The sequence below is a fragment of the Rhizobium sp. 16-488-2b genome (assembly GCF_017741815.1).
Classification (GTDB): domain Bacteria; phylum Pseudomonadota; class Alphaproteobacteria; order Rhizobiales; family Rhizobiaceae; genus Rhizobium.
On sequence record NZ_JAGHMF010000008.1, the window covers coordinates 270229 to 287259 of the forward strand.

General features: G+C 60.7%; 17 protein-coding genes and 1 pseudogene. 7 read left to right on the forward strand and 11 right to left on the reverse strand.

Going from position 1 to position 17031, the window contains the following annotated elements:
- Positions 1-3 precede the first annotated feature (3 nt).
- Together J5286_RS09910 and J5286_RS09915 are read right to left on the reverse strand one after the other, a co-directional pair.
- A complete protein-coding gene (locus tag J5286_RS09910) occupies positions 4-249 on the reverse strand; it encodes a hypothetical protein (RefSeq protein WP_245205651.1) in 246 nt (81 codons plus the stop codon).
- A 90-nt stretch (positions 250-339) separates the two neighbouring features.
- On the reverse strand, positions 340-663 hold the full coding sequence (locus J5286_RS09915; RefSeq protein ID WP_209190183.1) for a hypothetical protein: 324 nt from the start codon (positions 661-663) through the stop codon (positions 340-342).
- Between the two features lie 25 nt (positions 664-688).
- Here J5286_RS09915 and J5286_RS09920 point away from each other — a divergent pair, with 25 nt between their 5' ends.
- The 5 genes from J5286_RS09920 to J5286_RS09940 all read left to right on the forward strand — a co-directional run bounded on the left by J5286_RS09920 (position 689) and on the right by J5286_RS09940 (position 6399).
- Positions 689-1810, forward strand: a complete 1122-nt coding sequence (locus J5286_RS09920) for a BMP family ABC transporter substrate-binding protein (protein WP_209190184.1) — start codon at positions 689-691, stop codon at positions 1808-1810.
- 74 nt (positions 1811-1884) lie between these two features.
- Complete coding sequence (locus J5286_RS09925) at positions 1885-3459, forward strand: ABC transporter ATP-binding protein (RefSeq protein ID WP_209190185.1); 1575 nt, start codon at positions 1885-1887, stop codon at positions 3457-3459.
- A gap of 1 nt (position 3460) precedes the next feature.
- Complete coding sequence (locus J5286_RS09930; RefSeq protein ID WP_209190186.1) at positions 3461-4504, forward strand: ABC transporter permease; 1044 nt, start codon at positions 3461-3463, stop codon at positions 4502-4504.
- A gap of 10 nt (positions 4505-4514) precedes the next feature.
- Positions 4515-5450, forward strand: a complete 936-nt coding sequence (locus J5286_RS09935; RefSeq protein ID WP_209190187.1) for an ABC transporter permease — start codon at positions 4515-4517, stop codon at positions 5448-5450.
- Positions 5451-5544: 94 nt separating this feature from the next.
- The gene (locus J5286_RS09940; protein ID WP_209190188.1) at positions 5545-6399 is read left to right on the forward strand and encodes an aromatic ring-hydroxylating oxygenase subunit alpha; all 855 of its coding nucleotides are present in this window, start codon (positions 5545-5547) and stop codon (positions 6397-6399) included.
- A 39-nt stretch (positions 6400-6438) separates the two neighbouring features.
- On the opposite strand, the gene J5286_RS09945 is transcribed toward J5286_RS09940, so the two are convergent.
- Both J5286_RS09945 and J5286_RS09950 read right to left on the reverse strand, forming a co-directional pair.
- Positions 6439-7497 carry a dipeptidase gene (locus J5286_RS09945; RefSeq protein ID WP_209190189.1) on the reverse strand — a complete coding sequence of 353 codons (1059 nt, stop codon included), beginning with the start codon at positions 7495-7497 and terminating at the stop codon, positions 6439-6441.
- 296 nt (positions 7498-7793) lie between these two features.
- Entirely contained in the window at positions 7794-7991 is a 198-nt protein-coding gene (locus tag J5286_RS09950; RefSeq protein ID WP_245205662.1) for a hypothetical protein, read from the reverse strand.
- A 194-nt stretch (positions 7992-8185) separates the two neighbouring features.
- Here J5286_RS09950 and J5286_RS31195 point away from each other — a divergent pair.
- Positions 8186-8320: pseudogene (locus J5286_RS31195) on the forward strand (polyamine ABC transporter ATP-binding protein); the annotation flags it as partial.
- Positions 8321-8773: 453 nt separating this feature from the next.
- On the opposite strand, the gene J5286_RS09955 reads toward J5286_RS31195, so the two are convergent.
- The 7 genes from J5286_RS09955 to J5286_RS09985 form a co-directional block, all read right to left on the reverse strand.
- Positions 8774-9604 carry an inositol monophosphatase family protein gene (locus J5286_RS09955; RefSeq protein WP_209190190.1) on the reverse strand — a complete coding sequence of 277 codons (831 nt, stop codon included), beginning with the start codon at positions 9602-9604 and terminating at the stop codon, positions 8774-8776.
- A complete protein-coding gene (locus tag J5286_RS09960) occupies positions 9601-10431 on the reverse strand; it encodes a glycerophosphodiester phosphodiesterase family protein (RefSeq protein ID WP_209190191.1) in 831 nt (276 codons plus the stop codon). Before J5286_RS09960 ends, J5286_RS09955 begins: the two co-directional genes overlap by 4 nt.
- A 22-nt stretch (positions 10432-10453) precedes the next feature.
- Positions 10454-11284, reverse strand: coding sequence for a glycerophosphodiester phosphodiesterase family protein (locus tag J5286_RS31615; protein WP_209190192.1), 831 nt, complete (start codon positions 11282-11284; stop codon positions 10454-10456).
- Positions 11281-12405, reverse strand: a complete 1125-nt coding sequence (locus J5286_RS09970; protein ID WP_209190193.1) for an ABC transporter ATP-binding protein — start codon at positions 12403-12405, stop codon at positions 11281-11283. Before J5286_RS09970 ends, J5286_RS31615 begins: the two co-directional genes overlap by 4 nt.
- Positions 12406-12409: 4 nt before the next feature.
- Positions 12410-13327, reverse strand: coding sequence for an ABC transporter permease subunit (locus J5286_RS09975; RefSeq protein WP_209190194.1), 918 nt, complete (start codon positions 13325-13327; stop codon positions 12410-12412).
- 3 nt (positions 13328-13330) lie between these two features.
- The gene (locus J5286_RS09980) at positions 13331-14221 is read right to left on the reverse strand and encodes a carbohydrate ABC transporter permease (RefSeq protein ID WP_209190195.1); all 891 of its coding nucleotides are present in this window, start codon (positions 14219-14221) and stop codon (positions 13331-13333) included.
- Between the two features lie 70 nt (positions 14222-14291).
- Positions 14292-15602, reverse strand: coding sequence for an extracellular solute-binding protein (locus J5286_RS09985; RefSeq protein ID WP_449090053.1), 1311 nt, complete (start codon positions 15600-15602; stop codon positions 14292-14294).
- Between the two features lie 183 nt (positions 15603-15785).
- Between J5286_RS09985 and J5286_RS09990 the strand changes: the two genes are divergently transcribed.
- Entirely contained in the window at positions 15786-16946 is a 1161-nt protein-coding gene (locus J5286_RS09990) for an ROK family transcriptional regulator (RefSeq protein ID WP_209190197.1), read from the forward strand.
- Positions 16947-17031: the final 85 nt, after the last annotated feature.

Consider the following 17031-nt stretch of genomic DNA (forward strand, 5'->3'; position numbering starts at 1 on the left):
TGTTCACGCGGTTCCGCGCTCGATATCGAGGATGATGCAATCATAGGGGCCGAGGCTGCAGGCCATTTCGAACGCATCGACCAGATCTTCCTGCCCCCGAACCGAGAGGGTGGCCGACGCCGTATCGCAAGCGCCGATGCTGATCTCCAGATCCAGCCGGCGGGCGCGGTGGAGCGCAAATGCGGTAAAGCTCTCGCACACCATCTGCCCTCGGAAGGTGAAATATGCGCCTTGAATCAGTCCGGACATCGCTCGCTCATCGTCGCCACCCCGCAGCCTGTCACGCTCAAAATTGGAGCGAATTGCATAAAAAATAACCATGCTTTACTTTTGGGCATTTTAGGCATTGTCTGGAATGAAATTCAAGCCACTTTCCGTTGCGCCTTGTTGCCTTTTGCGCATCGGGGTCATCAGAAAATTTGCACTATTCGGAACATTGACGATTTGCCAGTCTCGCTTGGTCCCGTTGTTTCCGGCCCGCAATTGCCGTGCGCAAAGGACACTGGGCAACGTCGCCATCCGGGCAGCCGCCGCGATCGAGAGCAGCTGAAAGGCCACGGCGCGGATGCGCTTCGGGACGGACCAGCTGCCGTGTGGCAACTGGCATAATTGTTGCGTCGAGAACGGCAGGACCGAACGGTCACAGATCAGAAACGCGGCCAACCGCGTAAAACCAGAAGGGGATCACATGATTGACTTGCGTACGCTTTCCCGCCGCGGATTTCTGAACATGAGTGCCGCTGGTGCAGCGGCAATGATGCTCCCGACTGGCCTCGCCCGCCAGGCTCTAGCCGCCTCGCCGTTGCCTGCAATCAAGGAAGAAGACGCCGTCATCGGCTTCGGGCATGTCGGACCGATCTCCGACGAGGGCTGGACATGGGCACACCACCAGGGCCTGCTGGCCGTGAAGGAAACCTATCCGAAGCTCAAGAAGATCCTTGAAGTCGAAAACATCCCCTACTCCGCCGACGCGACGCGCACCTATCGCCAGTTCGTCTCTGAAGGCGCGAACATGATCTTCGACACCTCGTCGAACGGCGACTTCCTACATGAGGTGGTCAAGCGCGCGACCGATGTGGCATTCATGGAATGCAACGGCCACGTCACGATGGACAATCTCGGCTGGTACTACCTGGCCCACTGGTATCCGACCTATGTGCTCGGCGTTGCCGCGGGCCACCTGTCGAAGACCGGCAAGCTCGGCTATGTCGCCTCCTTCCCGGTTGCCTCCGTCTACGCGTCGACCAACGCCTTCCTGATGGGCGCACGCACCGTCAACCCGAATGCAACGGTGCAGACGATCGTCATCAACTCCTGGTTCGATCCGCAGGCGGCAACGCAGGCCGGTACGGCCCTGATCGACAATGGCTGCGACTTCCTCTTCGGCATCATGGACGAAGCGGGCTACCTGCAGGTCGCCGAAAAGCGCGGCGTCTGGGCAGCCATGTGGAACACCGACATCCGTCGCTACGGGCCGAACTCCTACGTCTCGTCGATCCTGATCGATTTCACCAAGTTCTACGTCGATCAGGTCGGCAAGCGTCTTGCCGGTACCTGGGCGCCGAGCGAGCAGCTGTTTGCGATGGGCGCCGGCGTTGACCGCGACAAGTGGGGCGAGAAGGTTCCGGCAGACGTTGCCGCAGCGGCCGATGCCGTGCGCGAAAAGATCATGGGCGGCTGGTCGCCGTTCACCGGCGAATTGAAGGATTCCACCGGCAAGGTGCGCGTCGCCGCCGGACAGACGATGACCGAGCTCGAGCTCTACAACTGGGATTGGTCGGTCGAGGGTGTTACCGGCCTTACCTCCTGATCCGGCCTCCCAAGCCAAGAGTCCGGTCGTGCTAGCCGGCCGGGCTCCCCGCCTTCAAGCTCCGGTGCCATTCCATGATCGAAAATGCGACCCGTTATACGCCGCCTGCAGGAACTCCGCCTCTCGTCCAGCTGAAGGACATCGCGAAATACTTTCCAGGCGTCATTGCCAACGAAAATGTCGGTCTGGAGGTGATGCCGGGTGAAATCCATGCGCTGCTTGGCGAAAATGGTGCCGGCAAGTCGACCCTGATGAACATCCTGACCGGTATTTACCAGCCGGACGCCGGCGAGATCATCATCGACGGCTACGCCAAGCAATTCGCGACGCCGCTGCAGGCAATCGCATCAGGCATCGGCATGGTGCATCAGCATTTCAAGCTCGTCCAGGCTTTCACGGTTGCCGAGAACATCCATCTCGGCTGGTCGCAAACACCGCGCCGTGCCTCCGCGCAAGTGCTGGAGCAGCGCACTGCCGCCCTGGCCGAAAAATTCAATCTAAAGACCCATCCTTGCGCCCGTGTCAGCGATCTCTCGACCGGCGAGCAGCAGCGCGTCGAGATCTTGCGCGTACTTGCCAGGCAGGCACGCGTTCTCATCCTCGACGAGCCGACAGCTGTTTTGACGCCCGCCGAAGCCCGCGAACTGTTCAAGGCACTGCGCGAATTCGTGGCTGCCGGTAATGCGGTCATCTTCATCAGCCACAAGCTGGACGAAGTGCTGGAGATTTCCGACCGCATCAGTATTCTGCGCGGCGGTCGCAAGATCGCCACCGAAAACACGGCCGATTGCAATCCGCGCATGCTCGCTAAGCTCATGGTTGGCCGTGACATCGTGCTGGCCGACATGCGCCAGCGCCCGGCAGGCGCGGCCCCGATGTCGGCACAGCCTGTGCTCTCACTCGAAAATGTCTCGGCGACCGGTGACAGCGGCAATGAAGCGCTGCACGGCATCTCGCTCGATGTTCGGGCGGGCGAGATCGTTGGCGTTGCAGGTGTCGCCGGCAACGGCCAGCGCGAGCTCAGCCAGGTCCTGACCGGCATTCGCCCGGTGAGCGCCGGCAGGATCCTGATTGGAGGCAAACCGGTCGACAAGAGTAACGCCGCAGTCTTTGCCGAAAGCGGCATCGGCCATATTCCGGAAGACCGTCTGCACAGCGGCCTTGCACCGGCGCTGAGCATCACCGTCAATGCCGTGATGCGCGAATACAAAAAGCCGCCGGTTTCATCAGGCGGAAGCTACAAGCCGGGTGCTGCAACCGCACTCGCCAAGGAGATCGCCGCCGCCGCAGAGGTCGCCATTCCCGATTTCGCCATGCCGATCCGCAACCTGTCCGGGGGCAATCAGCAGCGCCTTGTCGCCCGGCGCGAGATGCGCATTGCCGACAAGGTCCTGATCGCCGCCTATCCGAGCCGTGGCCTCGACGTCGGCGCCATCAACACGATGCTGCGCTACATCGTCGAGCTGCGCGATGCCGGTGCCGGCATCGTCCTGATTTCCGAGGAACTCGAAGAGCTGCTCAACCTCTCCGACCGCATTGCCGTGCTTTATGAAGGGAAGATCATGGGGATCGTCGACAACGACAAGACCGACATCGACGAAATCGGCCTGCTGATGGGTGGCCGCACCCAGGTCCGTGAGGTCGCATAGCATGGCAGGCTCCCTCCGTTTGCAGCGCCTGCCATCCGCCTCGCCCGGCATCGCGCTGGCTGCACGCGCAGCCGCCATCGTTCTCGCGCTCGTCTTTGCCGGTATCATTCTGGCGATAACAGGCGCCAATCCCATTGAACTTGCCTCCGAGGTCGTCGACGCCAGCTTCGGCTCCAGCTTCGGCATGGAAGACCTCGGCGTTCTCGTCATTCCGCTGATTTTGACCGGCCTGTCGGTTGCCGTCGCGCAGCAGATCGGTGCATGGAACATCGGCGCGGAAGGGCAGTTCTATGCCGGTGCCTTTGCTGCCGCGGCGGTCGGCCTCTTCGTGCCGGGCCCGCCTGCACTCATTCTTGTGCTGATGTTTGTCGCGGGCTTAGTTGGCGGAGCCGTCTGGATCCTCGTGCCGACGCTTGCGCGCGCCTATGCCAATGTCAACGAGCTGATCACCACACTACTGTTGAACTTCGTGGCGATCCTGCTTGTCTATTTCGTCTCCACCAACGCCTGGCGCGACAAGATGGCGAATTCCGCAACGCCGCGCCTTTCCGCCGAAATCCCGGAATTCTGGGGTTCGATCCACTGGGGCCTGCCGATCGCAATTTTTGTGGCCCTGCTTGTCGCCGGCCTGCTTGCCTTCTCCCGCTGGGGCTATGAAGTGCGGCTCGTCGGCTCCAATCCGTCGGCTGCCACATACGCCGGCATGCCGGTGCGCCGCCACCTGATCACCGTCATGCTGCTTTCGGGCGCAATTGCTGGTCTTGCAGGCATGCTGGAGATTGCCGGCACGGTGCACCGTCTGCAGGGTGGCATCTCCAACAACTACGGTTACCTCGGCATCATGGTGGCTGTTCTCGCCAGAAGCTCCGCCGTCGGCGTGATCTTCTCGGCAGCACTCATGGCCTTCATCCTGAACTCCGGCATCATCCTGCAAACGCAGGGCCTGACGACATCAACGGTTCTGGCGATCACCGGCCTCATTCTGTTTCTGACGGCAATTGGCGACGAGCTCGCCCATTACCGCATCGCGCGTGACAAGGCTTGAGGAGAGCGACATGGATCTTTTGACCGGCCTCTTCACCACGGCTTTCCTGGCAGGCGGCGTACTGGCGCTCGCAGCACTTGGCGAGGTTCTTGCCGAGCGCGTCGGCGTCGTCAATCTGGGCGTTGAAGGCCTGATGGCCATGGGCGCACTGACAGCGATCGCAACCGTTGCCGCGATACCCTCGCCCACGATCGGCTTCCTCTCCGCTCTCGCGGTCGGCGCGCTGTTCGGCGCGCTGTTCGCCTTCGCGACCGTCATCCTGCGCGCCAATCAGGTGCTTTGCGGCCTGGCGCTGACGCTGATGGGCAGCGGTATCGCCTCCACCATCGGCCGCGCCTATTCCGGCATGCCGGCTCGCGCAACGTTTGCGCCGATCGAGGTGCCGCTCCTGAGCAAGATCCCGGTCATCGGCCCGGCCTTCTTCTCGCAGAATATCCTGCTTTACCTGATCTTCATCATCCTGCCGGTCGGCCTAAGCTATCTCATGTTCCGTACCCGTCACGGTCTCAACCTGCGGGCCGTCGGCGAAAATCCGGCTGCGGCGGACGCCGCGGGCATCCCGGTCAATCTCATCCGCTTCGCCTATGTAACAGCCGGCTCCGCGCTGGCAGCGGGCGCCGGCGCCTACCTGACGCTCACCTTCGTGCCGTCCTGGTCGGATGGTGTGGTCGCTGGGCGCGGCTGGATCGCCGTCGCGCTCGTCATTTTTGCCGGGTACCGACCGATCCCGGCTGCGCTCTCGGGCCTGCTGTTCGGCTTCATCACGGCGCTCGGTTTCGTTGGGCAGGCGCGCGGCTGGCCCGTTGCGCCGGCCTTCCTATCGATGCTCCCCTATCTCGGCACCATGGCCTTCATCATCGTGCCGGTCTTTGCCTGGCAGCGCATGCGCCGGATCATGGCCGCTCCGGCGGCGATCGGCGTACCCTACTACCGTGACGTCCGATGACCCTCGACACCTCGGCTCTTTGGCCGACGAGGCATTGCCGACAGACCACTGAACTGCGAAAGATGATATTCATAGCAATTAAAGAGAGCGTGTCATGAGATGTTCCGACAAGGCGGCCCTCGATCAGTGGTATCCGCTTGGCACAGAAAAAGAGATCGCCTTCGGCCGCACGAACACGCGTCTGCTGGGCACAGGGCTGACGATCGACCGCGCCGTTGACGGCGCTCTCGTCGTCATGGCCGATGATGCCGATCAACCGCTGCCCATCATCCGCCGCTTCGGCCTTGTCTGGGCAACGCTTGGTGAGCCCAAGGGTGGACTTTTCGCGCTACCGGAAGCCGATGAAGACGATCGTCGAGTGGTCAATTGCGGTGCGGTCATGGTGCGCGCGTCAGGGCTTCGCATCATCGAGAACTTCCTCGACATGGCGCATTTCCCGTTCGTCCACACGGATATTCTGGGCGCAGAGCCGCATACGGAGGTCATGCACTACAATGCCGAGATCCGTCGCGACGTTGATGAGGTCTGGGCGACCAACTGTCAGTTCTTTCAGCCGCAAGCAGCGCTTTCAGCAACCAATGGGATCATGACCGACTATATCTACCGGGTCATGACGCCGTTCACCACGCTGCTTTACAAGACCTGTCCAAACTCCGCCAACCGCTGGGACGTGATTTGCCTGTTCGTCCAGCCACTCGACCCCGATCGCTGCATCGCCCATCCGGTCATGTTCCTGATCGACGATGTCTCGACGACGACCGAACTCGTGCATTTCCAGCAGCTGATCTTCCTGCAGGACCGCATCATCCTGGAAAACCAGCGACCTCCGCTACTCCCGATGGAAGCCCGGGCCGAAATCCCGACCCGCGCCGACGCAAGTTCAATCGCCTATCGCCGCTGGCTGAAGGAGAAGGGCGTCACCTATGGCACGACCGCCACGGCCGCGTGACAGCAGGCACGCTCCAGGTGATTGAGCCCTGAGGAGCGATCAGCCTCCCCAGGTCCGGCGAAGGACGTCGGTCCAGTTCTCGTGGCAGAGCTTCTTCATCAGCGCCTCGCCGTAGCCGGCGTCGACCATCGCCTTGCGCAGGTTCGGCAACCCCGAGACGTCGGCGATATCGCGCGGGATAGTCGCGCCATCGAAGTCCGAGCCGAAGCCGACGCCGTTTTCGCCAAGCTTGCCAATCAGATAATCGAAGTGACGGATCACGACATCGAGATCGAAATCCGCATTCATCTGGCCATCAGGACGCAGAAAGGCGGCAGCGAAGTTGACACCGACCATGCCGCCGCTTTCAGCGATGACATCGAGCTGCCGATCCGTCAGATTGCGGGCATGCGGGCATAGCGCGTAGGCATTGCAATGCGTGGCGATCAGCGGCGCATCGGTCATCGCCGCGATATCGTCGAAACCCTTCTCGTTGAGGTGCGACAGATCGATGGCAATGCCCAATCGGTTGCACTCCCTGACGAGACGCTTGCCATCCTCTGTCAATCCCGGCCCGGTATCGCCTGTCGACGGAAACCGGAACGGCACACCTTCCGCCCACCGCGTCTTGCGGCTCCAGACCGGACCGAGACTGCGCAGGCCAAGCGCGTGCAAGACGTGCAGCGACCTCAAATCCGCATCGATGCAATCCGCACCCTCCAGGTGCAGGACGGCCGCCATCTCCGGCTTGTCGAGCGCCGCATCGATCTCGGCCGCCGTGCGGCAGGCGATGATCGAGCCGGTCTGCTCAAGCTCCAGAAAATGGGAGACCTGCGCGATCGCGGCGCGCAGCGCCGGATCGGGATCGAGCCGGTCCGGCAGCGCCAGGTCGTATGTCGCGCCCATCATACCGTCGACACCCTGCGTCTCACCTGGCGGATCGGGCGTGAAGATGGCGAACATACCGCCGGCAAATCCACCCTTGTGGGCGCGAGGCAGATCGATCTGGGTATTCGCACCGCCCTCGCGCACCTTCGTCGCGGTCGTCTCGCCGAGGTAAAGCCGCAGAAGAAGGTCGTTATGACCATCGAATATCGGTGGCATGGTCGAAAGCGTCATTCGTCATATCCTGTCTTTACATTCATTCCGGCGTGACATCCACGCGATGCGATGTCACGTCAGCCGTCGAGTGTCCTTGCACAGTCGGCGTTGGTGTAGCCGTTGCGAATGCCTTGCTCAATAGCTAGTGGCTTCGCAGTTTCCGATCGCCACGGCCGCAGCTGACGCCATCACGACATCATCCTTATAAGCAGGATGCCCTGATGCATCGCGCTCTAACTGGCATGTTGCAAATCAATCGCTTGGACCCGCTTTGGCATGGCCACATCAGGTCAAAGCGGGTTCGGTTCGCAGCATCAGCGACAAGGTTGCGCCGGGATACTGGCACCCTGAAATCCGCACGCATATGGCCAAATCCAATCAAGGTGATAACCACCTCGTTGTCGGAAATTCCGGCGCAGCATCTGGTCCTGGTCACGCGCCGCACTCCAGTTGAGCATGCAGGTTCCAAGCCCCTCCGCATGCAGGCCGAGCGCCAGCTTCATCGCGAACATTCCGCCATCCACCCAGCACTGGTTTCGCTCGCCGATTGTATTCCAGTGCGCCAGATCGACCGCGAAGATGAAAACGCGCCCAGCGGCACGGTTTGCCTATCTGAGCAATCCAACAGCAGCATGGTGCCAAAAGACGCAGTCGGAATTCGGGGAGGGGGCCCATTGTCACGAAGGTTTTCGCAAGATAGCCAACCTCAGGCTGTGAAGATCGTTTCCAGCGCCAGCTGTCGGGCGGTGAACTCAGCGCCTCGCGCGTGCTTGTCACCGAACCGCGCGTTCTCCTGCTCGACGAGCCGCTGTCGGCGCTCGACAAGGCTCTACGCGAGGAGACGGCAGTTGGACTTGGCGGGAAACCAATGACTTCGACTCGGTGTTCGCACGTCTGCTCATTTTGCAGAAGCGTTCGGCGGAGGCGTTTGTCACCCTTGAGGTCGTGATCGACAAATGCCGCCGCCGGAGTAAGGGATACCATCTCCTAACCGCGGAATTATTGGCGACGCACGCCGCCTGGAACGCGGGCAAGCATGTCCACGCGCTCGAGACGTTCCAGGCCGCGATTGCGCGGGCGCGGGCGCACGAGGCAACCCAGCCCTTTATTGACGAAGGAACGGAATTTGCCACCGTGGTTCGCGCAATCATCCGGCGCTTCGGCCTCAAGGTTTTCAGCGTGGACGTGGTCCATTTCATCAATCGAATGATCGGCCAGCGCGTCAAGGTAAGCACCAGCCGAAGTGTGAAAAAAGGAGATACAGCGTGTTTCGTACGAAATCGATGCACTCTGCCTACTCCATCAACAACGCCTCGCGAATGGCATGCCAGGACATCTCGTCCGGCGCCGCCAGCAGATGGCCTTCCGTCATCGTTGGCCGGTACACTTCACCTGCAACGGTTGCCGCATGGCCACCCGCTTCCGCGTGGATGAGAACGCCGGCGGCGTGATCCCAAGGCTTCAGGCTCTCGTTGAGGCAGAAGCTCATCGCCCCTGTTGCCAGCATGCGGTATTCCCATGCGGAGCAACGCCATGTCGTGACCCGCAGGAACTTCAGCAGCTTCGGTGCAAGCTTGATCCGCAATTCTGGCTCGAACATGTGCAGCGGAATGAAGCCGTGCATTTCGCTAACGGGGCTTGGCGCGGCGACCGTGAGACGCGTGCGGGCGCCGTCTGCCGCCACATGCCATGCGCCCTCGCCCGGGCGTGCGACCAGGAAATCGCCCAACACCGGATAGTGGATGATGCCGGCGATGGTCCTGCCGCCGGAGACGATCGCCAGGATGCTGCCAAACATCGGCGTTCCATGCGCGAAATGCCATGTGCCGTCGACCGGATCGATGACGGCGGCGAGCTCGGCATCGGCTAGACGTTCGAGAATGGACGCATCATCCGACACGGCCTCTTCCCCGACGATGGTGATACCTGATAGCCGCGCCTTCAGCCTTTCGCTGAGCACGCGCTCGGATGCGATATCGGCATCGGTGACGATATCGTCGGCCACCGTCTTGGCGCGAATGCTGTCCGACGAAACCGACCGGAAGCGTGGCAGGATTTCTCCCGCCGCCGCCTCGCGCACATAGTTCATCAGTTCCTTGAGCAGGTCGTCGTCGATCGTTTTCATGCCCGATGCGCCTCCAGATAGGCCTTGAGCGCCTCGGGCTCGTCGGTCTGGAAGACGCTGATTCCGGCATCGATCAGCCGGCCCCAGATGCGGTCGGGATCGACAAGCGCGGTCTTATCCACCCATTCGCCGCTGGCTTCCATATTGAGTGTGTTCATCCACAGAGCCATGCCGGCATCGCGGAATGTCTGGCGGTTGGTCTTGATAGTTTCGAGGCTGTCGAACCGCATTTCGCACATGAAAGGCTTGATTTCCGACAGCAGCGCCATCGTTTCATGGATGCTTTCTGCCGTGAATTTCGACATCGCCATGAAGGCAACGCCATCGATATTCTGGGCGCGGACCCAATCCAGTTCCTCGCGCGTCATGACGCGGGTCTTCAGGTCCACATAGGATGCGGCATTCATTTCGCGGGCGCAGGCGGCGACTTCGGAGAAAAGACCGCGATCTTTCAGATCGAGATCCGCAAAAATGCGGCCACGGATGATTTCGAGCGCCTGTTTCAGTGTCGGGATGCGCTGATCGGTCGTGGCGCGATGCTCGCCGCCATCGTCTTCACGCAGCGCGATGGCCTGCAGTTCCGCAATGGTGAAGGTTTCGGCATCACGATCGATACCGGCCATACGCAACAGCGTGTCGTCGTGCATGATGAAAAGTTCGCCATCGGCGCTCTTGCGGATATCGAGTTCGACAACGTCTGCACCAACGGCGATGGCGCGCTCGATGGCCGCGAGGCTGTTTTCCGGCGCGCCGTGCCAGGCACCGCGATGGGCAACGATGGCGGGATCGCGTTTCTGGTCGGCGATATAATCTACGTAATGCGTCATTTCATTTTTCCTTGGAGAGTATTCAGGCGCGGCGGGCCGCGAGATAGGATTTGAGGGCAGCGGCCTCATCGGTCTGGATGACCGAAATGCCGGCATCGATCAGCCGTCCCCAGACGACATCGGGATCGGCAAGGGCCGCGGTATCGGTGAAATCGGCGCAGGCGACGCTGTCGAGCGTGTTCACCCAGAGCGCCATGCCGGTGATGCGAGTGAGGTCCTTCACGGCGGTCAGCTCTTCCAGCCTGTCGAAATAGATTTCGCAGACGGCGGGGGAGAGCTCACGCAACAGCGCCAGCTGGGTGGCTGCCCCCGGCACGTTGAGCCGGGTTTTTGCCAGAAAAAGAACGTCATGCGGAAGGATCGTTTTTCCGATCCAGCCAAGATCCTTTTCGGTTTTCAGCGCGGCCCAGAAATCGACCTCATGCTCGACGCCCATGGCCTTTGCGAGAGCGATCACATCCGGGATGACCTCTCGATCCTTGACGTCGAGATGCAGAAAAATGCGCCCGCGCGTCAGCTCAAAAACCTCTGCGAGGCTCGGCAACCTTTCCAGCGTGAAGGCATTATTTTCGCCGCCATCGCGGTCGCGTAGGCGCAGAACCGAAAGATCACTCGAAGCCAGCGCCTCCGGCCTCTGATCGAGACCCGTCATGCGCTCCAGCGTGTCGTCATGCAGCAGGAAAAGGCCACCATCGGCGCTGCGGCGAATGTCGATCTCGACGACATCATAACCGGTATCGATGGCACGCTGGATGGCAGACAGACTGTTTTCCGGCGCATTGCGCCAGATGCCGCGATGCGCAACCACGGCGCAATCGCGGGTCTTGTCGGCAATAAACTCTCGGTAATTCACTGGTATTCCTTCACCGAAGCCGGTTGAGCGTCGCCGAAGGCATTGGCAATGGCGCGGCCGCTTTCACCTTCAAAGAGATGCAGGCGTGCCTGCGGGAAGGAGAGCGACAAGGTTTGCGTCGTATCGATCTCGACGCCGAAGGGCATGGCGATCCGAAGATTCTGCTCGGCGATCTTGGTTTCCAGAATTTCGTGCGAGCCGAGGTCTTCGCGATACCGGATTTCCGTCTTGATCGAGCCGCCCTCGTTGACGGCAATATCTTCCGGGCGGATGCCGAGCTGGAATTTGCCCTTACCCGCATAATTCGCCACCGCCTGACCATCTGCCAGCCGCAGAACCGAGCCATCACCTTCGACCTGCAGGATATTCATCGGCGGCGAACCGATGAACTTGGCCACGAAACCGGAAGCCGGATGGTGATAGATCGCCTTCGGCGTATCGAACTGCTCGATATGGCCTTTGTTGAGAATGAGGATACGGTCGGCCAGCGTCATCGCCTCGACCTGATCGTGGGTGACAAAGACGCTGGTGGCGCCAATGCGGCGATGTAGTTCGGCGAGCTCGACGCGCATGTCGTGGCGCAGCTGCGCATCGAGGTTCGACAGCGGCTCATCGAATAGCAGCACGCCGGGCTCACGGATGATGGCGCGGCCGATGGCGACACGCTGGCGCTGGCCACCGGACAACTGTCCCGGCTTGCGGGTGAGAAAATCGGCAAGGCCGAGCATTTTTGCGACCGTGGCAACGCGCTCGGCGCGTTCGGCCTTGGAAACACCGGCGACCTTGAGACTATAGGCCATGTTTTCGGCAACGGTCATGTGCGGATAGAGCGCATAGTTCTGAAACACCATGGCGCAGCCGCGATGTTTGGGCTCCAGATCCTGCACTTCACGACCGCCGATGACGATCTTGCCACCGGAGACACGCTCCAGACCGGCAATCATCTGCAGAAGCGTGGACTTGCCGCAACCCGACGGGCCGAGGACGACAGTGAATTCACCGGGGCGCAAGGTCACGTCGATCGGCGGGATGATGGTGTTTTTGGCGTCATAAGATTTGGTGACGCCGATCAGATCGATCTCGGCCGCGGCGGCGCGAATGGCGGTGTCGATGGCGGTCATGGGATCATTTCTCCGAAAGAACGAGGCCCTGGACGAGAAAGCGCTGCAAAAGGGCGATCATCGTGAGGGGAACGAGTGAAACGAGCACGGCACCGGCCATGATCATCGGAAAATCGGGCACCTGGCCGTCGGCATCCGGCACGAGGCGGGCAAGGCCGACAACGGCGGTCTGCATGTCGGGTGTCGAGGCGCCGACCAGCGGCCACAGATATTGCGTCCAGCCGCTCAAAAAGGTGAGCACGAACAGCGAGGCAAAGCTGGTGCGGGCGAGCGGCAGAAGGATATCGATGAGGAAACGGATCGGCCCTGCCCCATCCATGCGCGCCGCCTTGAACAGGTCGTTCGGCAGGGTCAGGAAAAACTGGCGGAACAGGAACGTGCCGGTGCCATGCGCCACCAGCGGCGCGATCAGGCCGAAATGGGTGTCGAGCACGCTGAGTTCGAGATGGACAGGCGAACCGAAAGCAACCTCGATCAGGCTGTTGAGGCCGGTGAAATCGAGCACAGCATTCAGTGGTGAAAAGATGTTGGACGCCACCTGATAGGTGGTGATGACGCGGATATCGAGCGGCAGCATGATGGTGGCGAGGATCAGTGCAAAGGCCACACCCGCCCAGCGAATGCGGAAATAGACGATCGCATAGGCCGACAGGAAGGACAGGACGCAGGTGGTGAGCGCATTGGAGAAGGCCACGATCATACTGTTGAGCATCTGGATCGGGATGCGCGTATCGTGAATGACCTTGCCCATATTGGCAAATAGTTCGGTGCCCGGCACCCATGCCAGACCGTTGCGCAGCATATATTCATAGGACTGCGATGCGGTGGACAGCGTCAGGTACAAAGGCCCGACGATATAGAGGATGCCGATGGCAAGCAGGATGCTGGCGGCAATGTTGATGGAACGTGCGTTTTCGACCATGGCTCAGCGCTCGTAATTGATGCGCCGGCCGAGGAAGTAGAACTGGCAGGCTGCGAGGATAAGAACGAAGACCATCAGGATGGCCGTCTGGGTGGAGGCGCCGGAAAGATCGAAACCGCGGAAACCATCGACATAAATCTTGTAGACGAGCAGCGTCGTTGAGCCGCCCGGACCACCGCCGGTAATGGTGTCGATCAGCGCGAAGACCGAGGTGATGCTTTCGGTGAATTCCAGGACGAAGGTCAGGAACAGCTGCGGCATGATCAGCGGCAGCTGCACATCGAAGATACGGCGCCAGGGACCGGCGCCGTCCATGGCGGCGGCCTGATACATGGTGGGCGGGATGGAGCGCAGGCCTGCAAGCAGGATGACAAAGTTGAACGGAATGCCGCTCCAGACATGCGCGGCGACCAGCGTCATGAACGCATCCGTGCCATCGATGCCGGGGTTCCACAAGCCCGGAAACAGCGCATTGAGCGGCGCCATCAGCCCCACGAACGGGTTGAAGATGAAGGCGAAGACCACACCGATCGAGGCGCCGGCAATGCCCTTCGGCCAGACAAGAATATTGCGGGCCGGATAGGACATGCCGATCTTGCGATCGGCGGCGATCGCCAGCAACAGCGGCACGACAACCGCGAGCGACGATGCCGTCAGCATGAAGATGACCGTGCGACCGGTCGCCGCCCAGAATTCGGGATCGCCGAGCACGCGTTGAAAATTCTGCAAGCCCACGAATTCCGAGCCGCCGCCGAAGGGCTGCTCAAGGAAGAACGACCAATAGAAGGCCTGGAAGACCGGCACATAGAAGAACAGCACGATCAGCAGCATCATGGGGGCCAGCAGAAGAGCCGGCAGCCAGCGATGGCTGAACAGAGAGGAATCCGACGACATGAAGGCACTTCCAAAAAAGAGAAGGCATGGGGCGGAAGACGCCCCATGCGACGAAGGCTGAGCGAACGGATCAGGGAAGCTTCTTGCCCTTGTAGGTCTGCTCGAAGCGGCGCAGCAGCTGGTCGCCACGCTTCTTGGTGTTATCGAGCGCAATCTGCATGGTCTGCTGCCCGGCAAAGGCCTTCTGCGTTTCTTCCATGAAGACTTCGCGGAACTGCACGTAGAAGCCGAGGCGGATGCCGCGCGTATCGGCGGTGGCCGGCTGGTTCATGGATTCGACGCCGACCTTGGCCGTGGCATACTTTGGCGAGGTCGCCTCGTCGCTCTTGGCGATCGCATCGAGAACGTCGGTGGTGACGGGCACGTAACCGGTGTTGGCGGTGAAGAACATCTGCTGTTCCGGCTTGCGCAGGAAGTCGAGGAACGCCTTGGCGGCGTCGATCTCGGCCTTGTCGTGACCCTTCATGATGTAGATGGAGGCGCCGCCGACAAAGGTGTTGTGGCGCTCGTAGCCCTTGTACATCGGCGCCATGGTGACGGTGAGCTCGTACTTGCCGTCGAATGCTTTGGCAGCGGCGGCGTAGGAACCGGAAGACTGCTCCATCATCGCGCATTCGCCGGCATTGAAGGCGGCGGTGTAATTGCCGGCCTTGGTATCCGCAGCCAGGCGAACGAGACCTTCCTTGCGCCACTCAAGCAGGTTTGCGAGGTGCTTGGCGGCGAAGGTGGTGTTGATCACATATTCCGCATCCAGACCATCGTAACCATTGTGCTTGGTGGCGATCGGCAAGCCGTGACGGGCGGAGAACTGCTCCAGCACGCGCCAGGTATCGCCATCCGTGACAAACGGGCAGGCATGGCCAGCTGCCTTGAGCTTGCGTGCGGCTTCGATCACGTCTTCCCAGGTCTGCGGGGTCTCGGTGATGCCGGCTTTTTCAAGCTCGGTCTTGTTGGTGTAGAACAGCAGCGTCGAAGAGTTATACGGCTGGGCGAAAAGCTTGCCGCCCGAAGTCTCGTAATAGGCGCGGGCACCGGCGATATACTGGTCCCACTTCACATCTGGCATCAGGTCCTGGACCGGCTCGACGGCATCGGACAGCATCAGGTCGAGCGTGCCGGCATCGAAGAACTGGATCAGCACCGGGTGGTTCTTGGCGCGATAGGCGGCAATCGCCTTCTGCATCGACACTTCGTAGGAGCCCTGGCCAACGCAGTTGACATGATGCTCGCTTTGCGAAGCATTGAACGCATCGCACTGAGCCTTGATCGCGGTCTCGACCGGACCGGTGTTGCCATACCAGAATTCGATGTTTGTCGCCTGTGCCGAGCCTGCGCCGGCCATTACGGCGGCTATGGCCGCCAAAGTAAACTTGTTCATCATCGCCCTCGTCTTTTCGGGTCGACCGAGCCTCGCTCGATCTCTGACGGCGGCTTACTACACTTTGTGTGTAACATTTGCGTGACGGCTGAAATCGCTTGAAAGAACCGGCATTCGCCGGTAATCAGGCTCAGGTTGCATCAAGGGCAATGCGATTATTACACTTTTGCAGTAAGGTTTCTGGGCTTGGCAGGTGTTTACGTACCGGAGGCATTGATTGCCCCACGCTTTCTGCGACTGCACGAGACGACGGTTGTTTCGTCCAACGAGCGCAAGTTGTTGCAGCTGATCTGGCGCAATCCCGGCATCTCCCGATCGGAAATCACCGGCCATACCGACCTGACGCAGCAATCCGTCCATCGCATCCTCGATCACCTTGCCGAGCGTGATGTCATCCTGCTCGGATCAGCGAAACCGGGCCTGGGACGCGGTCAACCAAGCCCGATGTTGAACCTGAACGGCGCCCACGCTTATGCCTGCGGCATCTCGGTCAACACCGACATCATCGGCATCTGCCTCATCGATCTGGCCGGAAAAATTCTTGGCGAGCGGGAAGTGCCGTTGCGTGAATTGACGATGCACCACGCTCTTCATCTGGTGAAGCAGCAGGTCGAGGAACTGCAGCGCCAGAACAATCTTGCCGAGGACAATTTCTTCGGCATCGGCTTTGCAATCGCCGGCTACCATGTCGACGGCACACGTCACAACGCGCCGCTCCCGCTTCACGAATGGTCGATGATCGAACTCGGGCCGATCATCACGGAGCTGTTCGATCGGCCGGCATGGGTGATCAACGGCGGAAAGTCCGGTGCCATAGCGGAATCGATGTTCGGCATCGGCCGCTTCATCCGGCATTTCGCCTATCTGAGCTTCAACTATGGCTTTGGCGGCGGCGTGATTATTGATGGCGAGCTTCTGCAAGGCGGCAACGGCAATGCCGGCGAATTCTCAGGCCTCTATGACGAGATCGAGACGGACAGCCGTCCCGCCCTGCAATATTTGATCGATCGGGTAAACGGGAATGGTATCGACGTTCCCTCAATCCACTATATGCGCCGCCATTTCGATCGTAATTGGCCCGGCGTATCGGAATGGGTGGACGAGGTGACGCCGGCCTATATCCGGCTTGTCAACGCCATCCGCGCCACGCTGGACCCGCAGGCGATCGTCTTCGGCGGCCAAATCCCACCCGCTTTGGCGTCAATGCTGATCGAACGGACGAAGATTTTCGACCGCCCTCGCTATGGCGTACACCGCGGCGGCCCGAAGCTGATCGTATCGGAAATCGCAAGCGACGCGGCGGCAATGGGGGCCGCCATCATGCCGTTCCGCCGGATGTTTTATTAGCTGTTCGGCTGGACGATCATTGTCTGTGGAAGCATTGGAACCGCCATTCGGCTGCGGCACCGTGGACACTGTTCACCGCACCTAC

Bases quoted from the DNA above. Each gene is read 5' to 3' on its own strand.
- J5286_RS09910 (WP_245205651.1), bottom strand. From the start codon at position 249: ATGTCCGGACTGATTCAAGGCGCATATTTCACCTTCCGAGGGCAGATG.
- J5286_RS09920 (WP_209190184.1), top strand. From the start codon at position 689: ATGATTGACTTGCGTACGCTTTCCCGCCGCGGATTTCTGAACATGAGT.
- J5286_RS09925 (WP_209190185.1), top strand. From the start codon at position 1,885: ATGATCGAAAATGCGACCCGTTATACGCCGCCTGCAGGAACTCCGCCT.
- J5286_RS09930 (WP_209190186.1), top strand. From the start codon at position 3,461: ATGGCAGGCTCCCTCCGTTTGCAGCGCCTGCCATCCGCCTCGCCCGGC.
- J5286_RS09935 (WP_209190187.1), top strand. From the start codon at position 4,515: ATGGATCTTTTGACCGGCCTCTTCACCACGGCTTTCCTGGCAGGCGGC.
- J5286_RS09940 (WP_209190188.1), top strand. From the start codon at position 5,545: ATGAGATGTTCCGACAAGGCGGCCCTCGATCAGTGGTATCCGCTTGGC.
- J5286_RS09945 (WP_209190189.1), bottom strand. From the start codon at position 7,497: ATGACGCTTTCGACCATGCCACCGATATTCGATGGTCATAACGACCTT.
- J5286_RS09950 (WP_245205662.1), bottom strand. From the start codon at position 7,991: ATGTTCGCGATGAAGCTGGCGCTCGGCCTGCATGCGGAGGGGCTTGGA.
- J5286_RS09955 (WP_209190190.1), bottom strand. From the start codon at position 9,604: ATGAAAACGATCGACGACGACCTGCTCAAGGAACTGATGAACTATGTG.
- J5286_RS09960 (WP_209190191.1), bottom strand. From the start codon at position 10,431: ATGACGCATTACGTAGATTATATCGCCGACCAGAAACGCGATCCCGCC.
- J5286_RS09970 (WP_209190193.1), bottom strand. From the start codon at position 12,405: ATGACCGCCATCGACACCGCCATTCGCGCCGCCGCGGCCGAGATCGAT.
- J5286_RS09975 (WP_209190194.1), bottom strand. From the start codon at position 13,327: ATGGTCGAAAACGCACGTTCCATCAACATTGCCGCCAGCATCCTGCTT.
- J5286_RS09980 (WP_209190195.1), bottom strand. From the start codon at position 14,221: ATGTCGTCGGATTCCTCTCTGTTCAGCCATCGCTGGCTGCCGGCTCTT.
- J5286_RS09985 (WP_449090053.1), bottom strand. From the start codon at position 15,602: ATGATGAACAAGTTTACTTTGGCGGCCATAGCCGCCGTAATGGCCGGC.